Origin of the sequence: Azospirillum sp. B21, assembly GCF_008364825.1 — a bacterium.
In the GTDB taxonomy this organism is placed as follows: domain Bacteria; phylum Pseudomonadota; class Alphaproteobacteria; order Azospirillales; family Azospirillaceae; genus Azospirillum.
Genome location: NZ_VTTO01000001.1, coordinates 834,288 through 849,770 on the forward strand (window position 1 = coordinate 834,288; position 15,483 = coordinate 849,770).

Sequence of the window (15,483 nt, forward strand, 5' to 3'; positions counted from 1 at the left end):
CTAATCGTGACAAGCAAAAAACTTGCACGATTATCGGGTCAAATAGAAATGATGTTTCATTGTGCGCTTTGCATACGGAATGTGCAGTGTCTGCGCAATCACCGCCCAAGGTACCAGCGATGGAATCAGGTGAGGACCAAAGTGCCGATCCAGCCGACCAGGGCGAGGATCACCAGCATGATCAGCAGAGTGACGATCACCGCATTGCTGCGTCGAATCGAACGGCAGCGCGGGCAACTCTCTTCGCTGGCCGAATAGGGATGGTTGCAGCGGTCGCAGCGGACGGTCTGTTCGGTTCCGGTCTGGTCCGTCATCGGCGGGTTCCATGGTGTCGAAGCCTGTGAGGCCGCATGGATAGCACGGCCGACGCTGCACCGCAGCGGTGAACACGTGTCTGTGGGCACCGTTGCGGACCGGACGGAATGTCGCAGCAAGGCGCCTGCGCTGCCATCAGTCCGCGGCGGAGGACTCCACCGGCGGCACACGCAGTTCCATCGCCTGCAGGCGGCGCGGGCTGTGGTCCAGGGGCTCCAGCAGCGGCATCTCCGCCCCCTCCGGTGCGGCATGCAAGTCGCGGAATCGGCGCGCGCTGACCAGCACCCGCGATTCCAGCGTGCCGACCGCGCTGTTGTAGCAGCCGACGGCCTTGTCCAGCTGCCCGCCCAGCTTCTCCATATGGCCGCCAAGGTCGGACAGGCGCTTGTACAGCTCCGCCCCCAGCGCGCTGATCTCGCGGGCATTGTCGGCCAGCCGCTCCTGCCGCCAGCCATAGGCGACGGCGCGCAGCAGCGCGATCAGCGTGGTCGGGGTTGCCAGGATGACGCGATGGTCGATGCCTGCCTCGATCAGCGCCGGATCCTGTTCCAGCGCCGCGGAGAAGAAGTTCTCGCCGGGCAGGAACAGCACGACGAATTCCGGGCTGTCGTCGAACTGGTCCCAATAGCCTTTGGTGCCGAGCTGTTTCATATGCTCGCGCACATGGCGGGCATGGCGAACCATGCCGTCGCGCCGCGCACCGTCGTCCGCCGCCTGGACACCGTCCAGATAGCCTTCCAGCGGTGTCTTGGCATCGACCACGATGGTCTTGCCGCCGGGCAGCGTGACGATCAGGTCCGGGCGCAGCCGGCCGCTGTCGACCGACACCTGCTCCACGAAGTCGCAATGGTCGAGCATGCCCGCCATCTCGCAGACCCGGCGCAGCTGGATTTCGCCCCAGCGCCCGCGAGCCGCCGGGGTGCGCAGTGCACGGACGAGGTTGCCGGTCTCCGCCCGCAGCTGGCTCTGGGTTTCCACCAGCGACAGCACCTGCTGCTTCAGCCCCTCATAGGCGCCGGCACGCGTGCTTTCCAGGTCGCGAATCTGGCGGTCCATCGCCTCCAGCGACTGGCGCACCGGATCGACGATGGCTGCGATGGCGGTCTGGCGCTTGTCCAAGTCGCCCTTCGCCTGCTCCTGGAAGCCGGCCAGCGTCTCCCGCGCCAGATCGAGGAAGCTGCGGTTGTTCTGGTGCAGCGCCTCCGCCGACAGGGCCTTGAAGCTGTCGGCCAGCGCCGCCTGGGCGCGCTCCAGCAGGGCCATCTTTTCCGCCGCCGCCGTCCGTTCGGCGTCCAGCCGGGTCGACAGCTGAGCGTGGCGTTCGCGGGCGTCGGCAACCTCGCCATGCAGGCGGGCGATCTGGTGGTCGCGTGCCTCGATCTCCTCGCGCAGATCGTCCTCGGTCCGCTCGGCAAGGTCGAGGCGGGTGGCGAACTCCGCATGCAGGGCGGCTGCCGCGGCCTCGGCCCGGCCGGCGGCGGCGCGCATCACCGCCCAGGCGACGGCGATGCCCAGCAGCAGGCCGGCCACCAGACCGATCGCCAGGGACATGCCGTCCACCACCATCCCGTTCACCACGAACTGCGTCACCCCTGCTCCTCCACCCTTGCGCCACACCTGCCCACACTTGAAACGGGCACAGCCTATCGGAACGAAACGCGAATTGGAACAGGGCGCGAACAGACGCAGTGCCGCAGAACCGCCCAGCCGCCGCTTTACCCGCTTGCCCAACCAAGGCCGCGGCGCCATATCGGAAGCCATGCCAGACGACAAGACTCCCAACAGCAAATCCCCCGATTGCGGCCCCGGCTGCGGCGGCCCCCGTGTCCGCGGCATTCCGCCCGGCGAGGACCGCGAGCGGCTGATGTGCCCCGACTGCGGCTACATCGCCTACCAGAACCCGCTGATCGTCGTCGGGGCGGTGGCGACCTGGGAGGATGGCCGCATCCTGCTGTGCCGCCGGGCCATCGAACCCCGCAAGGGCTTCTGGACCCTGCCCGCCGGTTTCATGGAAGAGCGCGAGAGCACCCGCGAGGGCGCGGCCCGCGAAGCCTGGGAGGAGGCGCGCGCCCGCATCGACATCGACCATCTGCTGGCAATCTACGACATCCCGCGGATCAGTCAGGTGCAGATGATCTTCCGCGCCCGTCTGCTGTCCCCGGACGTGGAGCCCGGCCCGGAGAGCCTGGAGGTCGGGCTGTTCGCCTGGGACGAGATCCCCTGGGGCGAGCTTGCCTTCCCCACGGTGGTCTGGGCCCTGCGCGAGCACCGCGACCGGCTCGGCCGCAACGATTGCGCCCCCGCGGTCAACCCCACCCCGGACGCGCTCGCCCGCTGGGACCGGATGCTGTGAGGAGCGCCGCCTAGCGCCGTTCCACCGGGAATTTCGCCACCAGTTCCTGCTCCGCGCCGTCGCGCCGGATGGTCAGCGGCAGCCATGTGCCGGGCGCCTGGCGGCGGATGACGGCGACCAGATCGGCCGGCGCCCGAACCGGGCTTCCGGCGGCGATCAGGATGCGGTCGCCGGTGCGCAGGCCGGCCGCCGCGGCAACGCTGCCGTCGCTGACCGATCCCACCGTGATGCCTTCCGGACCGGGATCGAGCTGCACGCCCAGCCGCGGCCGCTGCGGTTCGGCATCCTCGCGCGCCGGCCCCAGCCCGAAGACCGCATCGGCGATGCGCCCGTCCAGCTCGTCGCAGTCGCGGTCGACATCCCACGGCAGCAGCACGGCGGCATCGGCGATGCCGAGGTCGGCCAGCTGGTGCGGGACGCCGTCGCGGTAGAGGGTATGGCCCTGCCCCAGGATGCCGACGACGGCGCGCCCGGTGGTCCGGCGGGTTTCCGCAATCTTCTCCGCCATGGCGCGGTCCCAGACACCTTGCGCGTCGATGAAGCGCTTGGCCGCATCGGTGGGGGCGGTCGCCTGCGACTCCGAGCGGTCGTGTGCCGCCAGCGTTTCGGTCAGGCGGTTGCGGTAGGTTTCCGTCGGGGCGGCGGGGGTGCCGACGCCCTCGCGCTCCGCCACCGGAATGGCGGCCCAGCCGTTGCGGGCGGTGCGGCTGATCAGCGAACGTTCCACATTCAGCGCCACCACCGGCAGCCGGTGCAGACGGGCGAATTGCAGGATCGGCAGGTAGAAGGCCGGATCGAACCCCCAGACCGTGCGCCAGTCCGTCTCCTTCAGGAACTCGCTTTCCGTCAGTTCCCCCGCCACCCAGCGGTCGAGCACCGGCTGCAGCCGGCGCGGCAGCATCTCCATCCCGACGGCAAGGTCGGGGGTCAGCGCATGCAGGCCGGCCAGGGTGTGGAGCTGCCAGCGGTGGTGGTCGGCCTTGTCATGCTGCTCCCCCAGCAGGACGACCGGCGCTTCGGCGAGCCGGCGCAGCAGCGGTGCCGGCTCCACCGCCGTTCCGGTGCCGTCGGCCCACACACCCGGCGGCACGCAGCCGATGCGCGCGGCATCCTCCGCCCGGACGCCGGATGCGGCGACGAAGGACAGCGCCGCGAAGACCAGCGCGGCAAGGTGAAAGGGACGGGCCAAGGGAGGGGGGATGGGACGGAAGATCTGGCGCAAGGGTCGGCTCCGTCGGCTCAGGCATTGCGCCAAGGTTGGAACTGCCGGACACAAGGTCAATGGCGAACGCCACCGATTGCGTCGTTCGGCCGCGCCGAAGATCCGCGGCGGATGACAGCCGGAGCATCGGCGGGTAGGATCGGCGCCGGCGGTGGACATACGGCGGATGGCGGCCTTCCGAGCCGGCATCCGTAACTCCCGAGGCCAGTCCCAGGGCGTCCGCTCTCCCCGCCCGACCGCAATCATTCGTGAAGCGCACCGCCGCCATGCCGCACCGCAAGACCGTCATTCTCACCGGCGCCAGCCGGGGTATCGGACACGCCACCGTCACCCGGTTCAGCAATGAAGGCTGGCGCGTGATCTCCTGCTCGCGGGAGGATGTGCCGGAGCATTGCCGGCGCGATCCCAACTGGACCCACCACATCCCGGCCGACCTGTCCGACCCCGCCAGCCGCGCCGCCTTCGTGGAGGAGGCGAACAAGGCGCTGGACGGCGCCCCCCTGCATGCCCTGATCAACAACGCCGGCATCTCGCCCAAGACCCCGATCAAGGAGCGGCTGGGCTGCCTGAACGGCTCCATCGAGGGCTGGCACCGGGTGTTCGAGCTGAACTTCTTCGCAGCGCTGGTTCTGGCCCGCGGCTTCGCCGCGCCGCTGTCGAAGGGCAAGGGGGCGATCGTCAACGTCACCTCCATCGCCGGCCATTCGGTGCACCCCTTCGCCGGCTCCGCCTATTCCACCTCCAAGGCGGCGCTGTCGGGACTGACCCGGGAGATGGCGGTGGAGTTCGCGGAGATCGGCGTCCGCGTCAACGCCGTCGCCCCCGGCGAGATCGAAACGGCGATGACCGGCCCGGAATACGACGTGCTGATCCCACGCATCCCGCTGAAGCGCATGGGAACGCCGGAAGACGTCGCCGCGGTGATCTTCTATCTCTGCGGCCCGGATTCGGCCTATGTGACCGGGACGGAGACCTTCATCACCGGCGGGCAGCATCTGTTCTGAGGGGGCAACGTCAGCCGACACCCTCCCAACCGAACGCTACTTCCCCGCCCGCCAGGCGATCAGCCGCCGCGCCGCCTCGGCGATGGTCTCCTCAGACCCGGCGAAGCTGAAGCGCAGGAAGCGCCGGCCGCGGGCAGTGTCGAAATCGATGCCCGGAGTGCAGGCGATGCCCGTCTCCTCCAGGATCTGCTTCGCCAGCGCTTCGCTGTCGTCGGTCATGTCCGACACGTCGGCATAGATGTAGAAGGCGCCATCGGCCGGAGCCATCTTGGTGAAGCCCGCCTTCGGCAGTTCCTGCAGCAGAACCGCGCGGTTGCGGGCGTAGCGGGCGACGTGGCCGTCCAACTCCGCCGTGCAGTCGAAGGCCGCGACCGCCGACACTTGGCTCAGCGTGGGCGCCGAAATGAACAGGTTCTGCGCCAGACATTCGACCGACCGCAGCAGATCGTCCGGCACGATCATCCAGCCCAGACGCCAGCCGGTCATCGAGAAATATTTGGAGAAGCTGTTGACCACCAGCGCCTGATCGTTCACCTCGGCCGCGGTGACCGCATCGGTGCCATAGGTCAGTCCGTGGTAGATCTCGTCCGACACCATGCGCACGCCGTTGGCGCGGCACCAGTCGGACAGCGCGGTCAGTTCCTCCCGGCTCAGCATCGTGCCGGTCGGGTTGGCCGGGCTGGCGACGATCAGCCCCTGCACCGGCTCCTCCAGCGCCTCCAGCAGTTCGATGGTCGGCTGGAAGCGATGCTCCGGCCCGGTCGGCAGTTCCACCGGGATGACACCGGCGGCCGTCAGGGTGTGGCGGTAGGCCGGATAGCTGGGCGACGCCATCGCCACCCGGTCGCCCGGATCGAAGGCGGCGAGGAAGCCCAGCTGGAAGGCGCCCGACGACCCGGTGGTGACGACCACCCGCCGCTCCGGCACATCCACGCCGTACCGGTCCTTGTACCATTTGGCGATGGCCGCGCGCAGCGGCGGGATGCCCAGCGCCCCGGTGTAGCCAAGCGGGTCGCTTCCCACGACGGCGGTGGCAGCCGCCTGCACCACGCCCTTCGGCGCGCCGGAGGAGGGCTGCCCCACCTCCATATGCAGGACCTCAAGCCCGGCGGCCTCGCGCTCCGCCGCGGCGCGCATCACTTCCATCACGAAGAAGGGCGGAATGGCGCCCCGCTTGGAAACCTTGGGCTGCTTGCTCATGATCGTCCGTCTCTAACTCTCTTTTGGGCGGGCCGCTTTTTCGCGGTTCAGTCCCGCTTGCGTTCGCTTTCGACCGTCAGCGCCAGGCTGCCGGCGCGCGGGTCGGTTGCCGTCTGGCAATAGCGGATCCCGTCCTCCGTTGAAACCCGGCAGCCGATGAAGCTGACCCGCCCAGGGATGGATTGCGGACGCGCGGCCTGGATCTGCGGCGCGGTCGACTTGTCCTCCAGGCCCGACGGCAATGCCACCGACAGCAGGGCGGCGGGGCCGGCGGCGGGGCCGTCGCTGCCCCCGGCGGTGCCGACCCCGGCGAACAGGGTGCGGCCGATGATCGAGTTGGCGATCAGGGCCGGCGCGCCGAAGCCGCCGCGGTCCACCCCCTGGGCCACCAGCATGCCGGTGCCGGGAATGCCGCGCCCGGTGCCGAAGGGAGCGCCTTGGGTAAAGGCGCAGGCAGCGCCGTTCTCGTCCGGATCGATCACCATCACCCCGGCGCCGGCCGCAGTGGCAGTAGCGCCGGCACCGGTGGCGCCCAGCAGCTGGGCGGCACGGGTCGCACGCTCGGCCGGCGGCAGGGCGGCCACCGCTTTCCAGGCCTGGATCAGGGCAGCCCCCGACTCCGGCTCGGTCGTGTCGGGAACATGCAGGTCGCTGATGTCGAAGGGCACGGTCAGTGTGGCGCCGACGCGCGGCTGATAGGCGCGCAGCTGCGCCGCATCCAGCCCAATGCCCTGGGCGACCGTCGCGGCGAGCGGCCCGGCATAGAAGGCGCCCACGCCCTGGCGGCGCAGCACCGACAGGGTCGCGGCCAGTTCCGGCTGGCCGGCGACCGTGCCGACCGCCGGCGTGCCGGCGCCCATCAGGCGGCGACGTGCATCGGAATCGGGAGCCAGACGCCCGCCGAACGCGCTCAGATCCTGCACCAGCGCGCGGCTGAGGCCGGGGGAGAACTGGGCCAGCTGTTCCGCCGGGGCGACCACCTGCTCCCACCGCATCACGCCGGCCGAGGCCTGGACGGCATACAGGCCGCGCGCCATCGCGGGCATGCCCACACTGCCTGCACCGCCGGCACCGACCGGGCGCGGCAGGAAGTCGATGGTGCGGGCCTTCTTGGACGCGGCGTCGAACAGCACGCAGACGCCGCCACCGGTCAGCCCGACGCGCGACGGCAGGCTGGCGGTCATCGCCAGCGCCATGGCAGCCACCGCGTCGCCGGCCTTGCCGCCCTGGGCGATGATGTCCCGGCCGATGCCAGCGGCATAGGGTTCGTCCGCGACGACGAAGCTCTGGACCGTCGCGTCCGTCTTGAACTTCGTGTTGACGCAGCCGGTCAGCAGTGATGCAGCTATGGCAACCGCGCCCAACCCTCGCCAGATTCGCAAGCGAGTGTGTCGCGGCCCGGAGTTCCGCCGGTTCCGCGCGGGGGTCCGCTGTTCAAAGCCGGAGGTCGTCACGGTGCGCAAGCCCAGCAGGCTGGTTTCGGTCGTCGCCATCATGTCCATGTGTCTGATGTCGCTGGTGTGGGGAGCGCCACCGGCGAGCGCGCAGCGCCGCTCGGACATGCAGATCCTGGGCGACGCCGAGACGGACCATATCATCCGCAAGATGGCACGGCCAATCTTCCAGGCGGCCGGCATCGACCCCGACTCGGTGCAGATCCTCCTGGTCAACGATCCGTCGGTCAACGCCTTCGTCGCCGGTGGACAGAACATCTTCCTGCACACCGGACTGCTGCTGACGGTGGACGATGCCGACCAGCTGCTGGGCGTCATCGCGCACGAGACCGGCCACATCTCCGGCGGACATCTGGTGCGGGGCACGGAGGCGATGGACAATGCCTTCCTGTCCTCGCTGCTCGGCATGGGTCTGGGCGTCATCGGCGGCCTCGCCTCGGGCAATGCCGGGGCCGGCGCCGCGGGCGTCATGCTGGGCCAGCATCTGGCGGAGCGGAACTTCCTGTCCTTCTCCCGCACGCAGGAGGCGTCGGCCGACCAGGCCGGCCTGTCCTTCCTGGAACAGTCGGGCATCTCCGCCAAGGGGATGGAGACCTTCCTGGAAAAGCTGGGCGTCGGTGAGCCGCTGATGAACGACCGCGACGCCGGCTATCGCCTGACCCACCCGCTGACGCGCGAGCGCATCGAAGCGGTGAGAGCCTTCGTCGCCCGGTCCCGCTATGCCGACGCCCGGCTGCCGGCGGCGACGGAGGCCGACCTGCGGCGGATCCAGGCCAAGCTGTACGGTTATCTCGACCCGCGCGGCGCGCTGCAACGCTACAAGGCGAACGACCCGTCGCCCGCCGCCCGCTATGGCCGCGCCTATGCCTATTTCCGCCAGGGCGACGTCAAGCAGGCCACCCCGCTGGTCGACGGCCTGATCGCGGACGAGCCGAGGAATCCCTACCTGCACGAGATGAAGGGCGACCTGATGCTGCAGACCGGCCGCGCGCCGGATGCGGTCGCCCCCTACCGCAAGGCCATCGAGCTGGCCGGTTCCGAAGCCGGAACGATCCGCGTCTCGCTCGCCCACGCCCTGCTGGAACAGCGCGATCCCCGGCTCGCCGACGAGGCGTTGAAGAACCTGCAGATCGCGTCGAAGGGCAAGGCCCAGTCCGCCTTTCTGTGGCGGCTGACCGCCCAGGCCTGGAGCATGAAGAAGAACGACGGCATGGTCGCCTATGCCACCGCCGAGGAGGCGCTGGCGAGGGGCGACCTGCCGATGGCGAAGGCGCAGGCCGAACGGGCGGAAAAGCTGCTGCCAGCCGGGTCGCCGGGCTGGCTGCGGGCCCAGGACATCCGCGGCCAGACCGGCGGCGACAGGACGCGCTGATTGGACCAAGGCGAATCGGTCATATGACGAAAGCGTCCTTCCGGTAACGCAACGGTCACCGAACCGTCCCGGCCACGTCATCGCCGCTTGCTATTCCGCGGACATCGAGCGCGTCCCCCCGCCACTTGGCCCCGCCACTTGGCCCGTACGCGCTGTACCGTCCACAGGAGTGCATGCCCATGCTGTCCGTCCGCCTGCCGTCCTGGCGCGGCGCCCTGTTCGCCACCGCAGCCCTGCTGTCCACCGCCCTGGCCGCCGCGACCCCGGCTCAGGCCCAGGAACAGCAGGCCAAGCGTTATCCCGCCACGCTGGCCGGCCATGCCCTGCTGCCCGCCGACACGCTGGTGCAGGCGCCGGCCGATGCCGGGCCGCTGTTCGCCACCGCCGGCAAGTTCACCAACGCCGACCGCAAGCGCGTGGACACGGTGGGCAGCATCCGCGCCACCTCCTTCGCCTCCGACCCCAAGGTCCCGCGCCAGACCGAGATCATGCTGCCGGTGGCAGGACAAGCGGTGCAGGGCTTCTCCGCCATCGTTCCGCAGGGCAACGGCGAGTACATGGCGCTGACCGACAACGGTTTCGGCAGCAAGGTGAACTCGGTCGATGCGCTGCTGATGGTGCATCGCGTCAAGCCGGACTGGCAGAGCGGCGCCCTGCAGCGGCTGGAGACGATTTTCCTGCGCGATCCCGACCGCAAGGTTCCCTTCGCCATCGTCAACGAGAACAGCACCGCGCGCTACCTGACCGGCGCCGACTTCGATCCCGAATCGCTGGTGGTGCAGGCCGATCGCCTGTTCATCGGCGAGGAGTTCGGCCCCTACATCCTGGAACTGAGCCGCGACGGCGTGGTCGTCGCAATGCATGAGACGATGGTCGACGGCAAGCCGGCCCGCTCGCCCGACCATTACCGCAACGGCATCCTGCCGCCGGTGCCGGGCGCCGTCGCCTTCGAGGTCCGCCGGTCGCGCGGGTTCGAGCCGATGGGCGTGTCGCCGGACGACAAGACCCTGTACCCGTCGCTGGAAGGTCCGCTGTGGAATGCCACGGCGAACGCCTTCGAGAACAAGGACGGCCGCGCGTACACCCGCATCCTGGAATTCGACGTCGCCAGCCGCACGTACACCGGCAAGTCCTGGAAGTACAAGCTGGAGGACAACGCCAACGTCGTCGCCGATCTGGCGATGATCGACGCCGGCACCGCCCTGGTGATCGAGCGCGACGACAGCAGCGAGGGCGCGAAGACCCAGGTCTGCCAGGGCGAGGCGAAGCCCGACTGCTTCAACGCTCCGGCCGCCTTCAAGCGGGTCTACAAGATCGACATCGCCGGGGCCGACGCCGACGGTTTCGTGCGCAAGGTCGGCTACATCGACCTGACCGACATCGCCGATCCTGACCGCAAGGCCCGTGCCGGACAGGCGCCGGAAGGCCGCTTCGTCATGCCCCATCTGGGGCCGGAGGGGGTGAACATCGTCGATGCCGACCATATCGTGGTCGTCAACGACAACAACCTGCCCTACTCCACCGGCCGGACCATAGGCAAGGCCGACGGCGACGAGATGGCGCTGCTGTCGGTGGGCGAACTTCTGCGCGCCCGTTGATCACGCGATAGTGAAACCGGGGGTGTGGTCCGGGCGAGCGCTTTGCACTTGTCCGGACCCGATTGTCGGTCCAGTGTGGGCGGCCTTCGGCCCAATGTCCCCAGCGTTTTCGGAGACCGCCCACCATGCGCCCCGTCCTGCCGTACCTGCGTTCCGCCCTTTTGGCCCTGCCTGTCGCGGCGCTGGCGCTGTCCGCCGCCGCTCCGGCCCATGCGCAATCGGCGAGCTTCGACGGCAACCAGAAGGCCGCCATCGAGAAGATCGTCCGCGATTACCTGATGGAGCATCCCGAGGTCATCCTGCAGGCGGTCGACGCCATGCAGGAGCGCCAGAAGGCGGCGGAGGCCGAACAGGCCCGCAAGGCCCTGGTCGAGAACAGGCAGGAGCTGACCCGCAACCCCGCCGATCCGGTCGCCGGCAACCCGCAGGGCGACGTGACGGTGGTGGAGTTCTTCGATTACCAGTGCGGCTACTGCAAGGCCGTGCAGGCCGACACCCAGGCGCTGATCAAGGGCGATCCGAAGCTTCGCTTCGTTTTGAAGGAATTTCCGATCCTGGGACCGGCGTCGCTGCTCGCCTCCAAAGCCGCACTCGCCTCCCGCGCCCAGGGCAAGTACATGGAATTCCACAATGCCCTGATGGCTCATCGCGGCCAGCTGGACGAGGCGGTGGTCATGCGGCTGGCCAAGTCGGTCGGTCTCGACACCGACCGGCTGAAGAAGGATATGGAGTCGCCGGACGTGCTGAAGGTGATCGCCGCCAATCAGGCTCTGGCCGAGAAGCTGAGCATCCGCGGCACCCCGGCCTTCGTCTTCGGCGACGAGCTGGTGCCTGGCGCCATCAAGCTGGACGACATGAAGCGGCTGACCGAAGCCGCCCGCGCCAAGGGCTGAGGCGAACCATTCCATGACCGCAACGATTGAGCCGCTGAAGCCGACCGTCGTCGTCTTCGACGTCGGGCAGGTGCTGATCGAATGGGACCCGCGGCACCTGTACCGCGAGCTGTTCGACGGCTATGAAGACCTGATGGAGGATTTCCTCGACCGGGTCTGCACTCCCGCCTGGAACCTGGAGCAGGACCGTGGTCGTCCCTGGAGCGAGGCGGTCGCCCAGCTGACCGAGGAGCATCCGGACTGCGCCGAGTTGATCCGCGCCTATGACGACATGTGGGAACGCATGGTGCCGGGCCCGATCCCCGGCACGCCGGAGATCCTGGCCGAACTGAAGGCCCGCGGCGTCCCGGTCTATGCCATCACCAATTTCTCGGTCGACAAGTTCGAGCTGACGCGCAAGCGCTTCGACTTCCTGAACGGCTTCGACGGCATCATCGTTTCGGGTCAGGAACGGCTGGTGAAGCCGGACCCGGCGATCTATCGGCTGCTGATGGATCGTTACGGCCTCGAACCGAAGCACTGCTATTTCATCGACGACAACCCCGACAATGTCGAGGCGGCCAAGTCGGTGGGCATGTCGGCGCACCTGTTCCTGGGCGCCGAGGCGCTACGGCGGGATTTGGAGGCGTTGGGGGTTTTGTGAGGGGGTGGAGTTAGACCCCCACCTATCCTCCCCCGCTGGGCGGGGGAGGAACTGCCGATGCTCTCCCAATCAAGCACTTATCCCCTCCCCCGTCCAGCGGGGGAGGGTTAGGGTGGGGGCATCCGAAGCCGACGCTCCCCCCTACTCCGCCGCAGCCTCGCGGTCGCTCGCGGAGTTGAACGCGTAGGTCTTCCAGGTCGGCTCATAGCTGTCGTCGGCCTGATTGCCCCAGACTGACCAGTTGGGCCGGGCGCCGCGGGCGAACATTTCCAGGAAGGGGCCGGGGCTGCAGGCCTCGATCAGTTCATACTGCTCGTCGGGCTTTCGGCTGTGCTCGCGCTTGCGGCTTTCGATCAGGTTCACCTGGGTCCGGCCGGGGGGCAGCGTGCGGGCCTTCTTGCCGCGGACGCCGAACAGGATCAGTTCGGTCACGTTGCGGAAATAGAACCCCACCCCGCGCCCGTCCGACCCGCCGTCCTTGCGCACCTTGTGCCAGACGAGGTTGGTCTTGTACTCGAACCCCCAGCTGCGCATGACCTGCAGGCCTTCCGGCAGCAGCGCGTTGGGAACCCAGAGATAGAGATGCGCGGTGGGGGCGGCGATGTCGGCGACCGGCAGGGCGCAGATGTCCTCCACCGTCATGGTGCCATAGCGCGACAGGCGGCGATGCTCCGGCGCCATCTTGCCGGTGCGGTTGACGAAGCGCCAGGGCGGGTCCGCCATCACGGTGGCGAAGCGCCGGTCACCGGCGAAGGCCACCAGATCCCGCGCCGGATCCGATGCCGTCGCCACCGTGTTGCTGTCGCCCATCGCTGCCTCGAAATCCTGAACAAACCCGGTACTGGGAGGGGTGCAAACTCGCACGCGGCGGCAACCGCCGTCAATCCAGTCTAGCCGCTCCGCCGACGCTGTCACAAGCCGCAGCGGGCGATGGCGGTCACTCCTCCTCGCCAGCCTCGGCAACGGCGCGCAGGGTGGCGCGCTCGGCCACGCTGACGGTCAGCCCCTGGGTTTCCACGCCGGAGGCGCGCAGCTTGGCGAGCGCCCGCGACAGGGTTTCCGGCTGCATGCCCAGGCGCCGCGCGATCAGCGCCTTGTCGAAGGGAAGCTGGAACTGCGCCGGTCCGTCGCCGGGCGGACAGACGCGCATCAGGAAGGCGGCGACCCGCTGCGGCGCCGGCTGCACCTGCAACTGTTCGATCTGCGTCACCAGATGGCGCAGGCGCACCGACAGCGAGCCCAGCATGCCGAAGGCGATGCGGTCGTCCTCGCGCAGGCAGCGGGCGAATCCGTCGGCGGTCAGGGTCATGACGCGGGCGTCGGTCACCGCCTCCGCGCAGACCGGGAACTTGCCGTCGGCAAACATGGCGGCTTCGGCAAAGCTTTCGGCCGGGCCGATGACATGGACCACCGCCTCCGTCCCGTCGCGGGTCAGGCGGTACAGCTTCACCCAGCCGTCGAGCAGCACGAAGAAGCGGTCGGCGGGCTCGTCCTGCAGGAACAGGGTGGTGCCGCGCGACACCGGACGCACGATGGCGACGCCACCCAGCAAGGACACGGCACGGTCGGTCAGCTTGGCGAAGAGCGGAATGGCGCGCAGTGCGGCGGCGTCTTCCGCCGACAGGTTGCTGTGGTGGGTGTTCATGACAGCTTCGCCTCCCTGGCCTTTGGCGCCATTGGTGTTGATGGGGGCGGTACCGTCCGGTCGCGCAGGAGCATCCAGGCGTTGACGGCCATCCCGGTCAGGTCGGAGACCATTCCCGGGATCGACCCCACCAGACAGTTGTGCACGAACCAACAGGGCAATGCCACCAGCATGGTGCCGCGGAACACCGCAACCCGCGTCTGGTAACGGGCAAGGCTGATCAGCGCCATGCCGGCCGCGGCGAAGACGGACGGCAGGCCGGTCCAGGTCACGGCCATCACTGCCGCGATCACCGGCAGGATCAGCAGATAGACGAGTCGGAAGGCCGGCCATGTGCCGAGCGCCAGCGCAGCCAACACCTGCAGCGCCGCAAGCCCGTTGAGCGCCGCCGCGGTCGGGGCACCCACCAGGGCGAAATGCAGGGCGAAGCCCAGGCAAGGCACCAGCTGCACCAGAAGCATGGCCTGCCGGCTGCGGAAAAAGGGCCAGAGCATGCCGCCGAGCATGCCGCACAAGCCGACCAGCTGCGCAACAGACCACCAGATGTCCGTCTCCCCTCCCCCGCCGAAGAGCGCCGGGAGCCGGACGGTCAGCATCTCGATCATGCCGGAAAGCCCCCCAGCAACGAAAATTGCGGCGGGATAAGGGGAGAGAAGCGGCGCCGGCCGCCCCGAAGGGCGGCGCAAGGAAAGGCGCAGAAAGCAAAGTACCGAAAGAGAAGAGCGGAAGACACACGCAACGCACAGCCGGGCCGAACCAAGCCACGGCCGGATCACTCACGAGCCAGGACCGCAGAAAACCAAGACAGAAAAGACAAGAACGCACGGCGCCCCCCAAAGGGAGGCACCGTGCGAAAAGAAGCCGGAGTTTCACCGGGAAGACCAGAACGATGACCGCTCGAGCCTTCGATACGCTTGTCAGATGAGCGGAGCCGACCGAGCCGGCGCGCGTCCGAAAACGGGCGCCGTCCGGTCGAGGTCCGGGATATCCCGAACCTTACAGGTACTCGACCTTGCCCGCTTCCGGACCCTTCTGGCCCTGGCGAACGGTGACACGCACCTGATCGCCTTCCTGGAGGGTCTGCATGCCCGAGCGGCGCAGCACGTTGACATGGACGAAGACGTCCTTGCCACCGGTGCTCGGCGTGATGAAGCCAAAGCCCTTGTCGGCATTGAACCACTTCACGGTGCCGTCGACTTCTTCGCCGCCGCTGCCGCCGCCGGCATCGTAGCCGCCGCGGTCATAGCCGCCACGGTCGAAGCCGCCGGTCCGCGGACGGGCCGAACGCTGAGCGGTCGACGTATCGACCGTGTGGATGGAGGCCACCTGCGGACCCTTCGGCCCACGGGCCAGGTCACAGGTGATGGTGGTGCCTTCGTCCAGCGCGTCGTAGCCTGCGGCCTGAACCGCAGAGACGTGCAGGAAGGCATCGGGCGAACCGTCCTCAGGCGACACGAAGCCGAACCCCTTGGTGGGGTTGAACCACTTCACGGTGGCGGTGACGTTGGACTTGGTGATCTCGGGAGCGCGGAAGCCCTGGCGGGGCGGGCGGTCGAACATGTGTCTTCAAGCTCATAGAGTGTGCCGAATGTCTTTTGTCACAGGGATCCGGTCCCAGGTCAAGCCTTCCAAAGGAAAGATGACCGAATCGCCGTTAAATGCCCCACCCCAGGCTCACGCTTGCCGCCACTCCCGCGCTGCGGTAAGGGGCGGGCGGCACCGAAGTGCCGCTCCGCACCCCACCTCCGGCCCCTTCGCCTCGCCATTTGCGCGGCGACTCGGGA

General features: G+C 68.7%; 15 protein-coding genes. 6 read left to right on the forward strand and 9 right to left on the reverse strand.

Translation table 11 applies throughout. The features are described from left to right. Positions 1-125 precede the first annotated feature (125 nt). Together FZ983_RS04055 and rmuC are read right to left on the reverse strand one after the other, a co-directional pair. The gene (locus tag FZ983_RS04055; protein ID WP_149222278.1) at positions 126-314 is read right to left on the reverse strand and encodes a hypothetical protein; all 189 of its coding nucleotides are present in this window, start codon (positions 312-314) and stop codon (positions 126-128) included. A 136-nt stretch (positions 315-450) separates the two neighbouring features. Then, positions 451-1,905, reverse strand: coding sequence for a DNA recombination protein RmuC (gene rmuC, locus FZ983_RS04060; protein WP_247883560.1), 1,455 nt, complete (start codon positions 1,903-1,905; stop codon positions 451-453). Positions 1,906-2,074: 169 nt separating this feature from the next. On the opposite strand from rmuC, the gene FZ983_RS04065 reads away from it, so the two are divergent. Beyond that, a complete protein-coding gene (locus tag FZ983_RS04065; protein WP_149222279.1) occupies positions 2,075-2,668 on the forward strand; it encodes an NUDIX hydrolase in 594 nt (197 codons plus the stop codon). Between the two features lie 10 nt (positions 2,669-2,678). On the opposite strand, the gene FZ983_RS04070 is transcribed toward FZ983_RS04065, so the two are convergent. After that, positions 2,679-3,890 carry a ChaN family lipoprotein gene (locus FZ983_RS04070; RefSeq protein WP_247883561.1) on the reverse strand — a complete coding sequence of 404 codons (1,212 nt, stop codon included), beginning with the start codon at positions 3,888-3,890 and terminating at the stop codon, positions 2,679-2,681. Positions 3,891-4,156: 266 nt separating this feature from the next. On the opposite strand from FZ983_RS04070, the gene FZ983_RS04075 reads away from it, so the two are divergent. Beyond that, positions 4,157-4,894 carry an SDR family oxidoreductase gene (locus FZ983_RS04075; protein ID WP_149222464.1) on the forward strand — a complete coding sequence of 246 codons (738 nt, stop codon included), beginning with the start codon at positions 4,157-4,159 and terminating at the stop codon, positions 4,892-4,894. 36 nt (positions 4,895-4,930) lie between these two features. On the opposite strand, the gene FZ983_RS04080 is transcribed toward FZ983_RS04075, so the two are convergent. Further along, complete coding sequence (locus tag FZ983_RS04080; RefSeq protein WP_149222280.1) at positions 4,931-6,094, reverse strand: aminotransferase class I/II-fold pyridoxal phosphate-dependent enzyme; 1,164 nt, start codon at positions 6,092-6,094, stop codon at positions 4,931-4,933. A gap of 47 nt (positions 6,095-6,141) precedes the next feature. Then, positions 6,142-7,476 carry a gamma-glutamyltransferase gene (locus tag FZ983_RS04085; RefSeq protein WP_247883562.1) on the reverse strand — a complete coding sequence of 445 codons (1,335 nt, stop codon included), beginning with the start codon at positions 7,474-7,476 and terminating at the stop codon, positions 6,142-6,144. A 73-nt stretch (positions 7,477-7,549) separates the two neighbouring features. On the opposite strand from FZ983_RS04085, the gene FZ983_RS04090 reads away from it, so the two are divergent. The 4 genes from FZ983_RS04090 to FZ983_RS04105 all read left to right on the forward strand — a co-directional run bounded on the left by FZ983_RS04090 (position 7,550) and on the right by FZ983_RS04105 (position 12,054). Then, positions 7,550-8,920, forward strand: a complete 1,371-nt coding sequence (locus FZ983_RS04090; RefSeq protein ID WP_149222281.1) for a M48 family metalloprotease — start codon at positions 7,550-7,552, stop codon at positions 8,918-8,920. A 173-nt stretch (positions 8,921-9,093) separates the two neighbouring features. Then, the gene (locus tag FZ983_RS04095; RefSeq protein WP_247883563.1) at positions 9,094-10,518 is read left to right on the forward strand and encodes an esterase-like activity of phytase family protein; all 1,425 of its coding nucleotides are present in this window, start codon (positions 9,094-9,096) and stop codon (positions 10,516-10,518) included. A 125-nt stretch (positions 10,519-10,643) separates the two neighbouring features. Beyond that, positions 10,644-11,411: a DsbA family protein gene (locus FZ983_RS04100; RefSeq protein ID WP_149222282.1), complete on the forward strand. Its 768-nt coding sequence runs from the start codon at positions 10,644-10,646 to the stop codon at positions 11,409-11,411. 13 nt (positions 11,412-11,424) lie between these two features. Then, positions 11,425-12,054 carry an HAD family phosphatase gene (locus FZ983_RS04105; protein ID WP_149222283.1) on the forward strand — a complete coding sequence of 210 codons (630 nt, stop codon included), beginning with the start codon at positions 11,425-11,427 and terminating at the stop codon, positions 12,052-12,054. 141 nt (positions 12,055-12,195) lie between these two features. Here FZ983_RS04105 and FZ983_RS04110 read toward each other — a convergent pair whose 3' ends face one another. The 4 genes from FZ983_RS04110 to FZ983_RS34995 all read right to left on the reverse strand — a co-directional run bounded on the left by FZ983_RS04110 (position 12,196) and on the right by FZ983_RS34995 (position 15,259). After that, entirely contained in the window at positions 12,196-12,864 is a 669-nt protein-coding gene (locus tag FZ983_RS04110) for an MT-A70 family methyltransferase (RefSeq protein WP_149222284.1), read from the reverse strand. Positions 12,865-12,991: 127 nt separating this feature from the next. Then, the gene (locus tag FZ983_RS04115; RefSeq protein WP_247883564.1) at positions 12,992-13,699 is read right to left on the reverse strand and encodes a Crp/Fnr family transcriptional regulator; all 708 of its coding nucleotides are present in this window, start codon (positions 13,697-13,699) and stop codon (positions 12,992-12,994) included. Further along, positions 13,696-14,304: a YgjV family protein gene (locus FZ983_RS04120; RefSeq protein WP_149222285.1), complete on the reverse strand. Its 609-nt coding sequence runs from the start codon at positions 14,302-14,304 to the stop codon at positions 13,696-13,698. Before FZ983_RS04120 ends, FZ983_RS04115 begins: the two co-directional genes overlap by 4 nt. Before the next feature lie 391 nt (positions 14,305-14,695). Continuing rightward, on the reverse strand, positions 14,696-15,259 hold the full coding sequence (locus tag FZ983_RS34995) for a cold-shock protein (protein WP_149222286.1): 564 nt from the start codon (positions 15,257-15,259) through the stop codon (positions 14,696-14,698). Between the last annotated feature and the right edge of the window lie 224 nt (positions 15,260-15,483).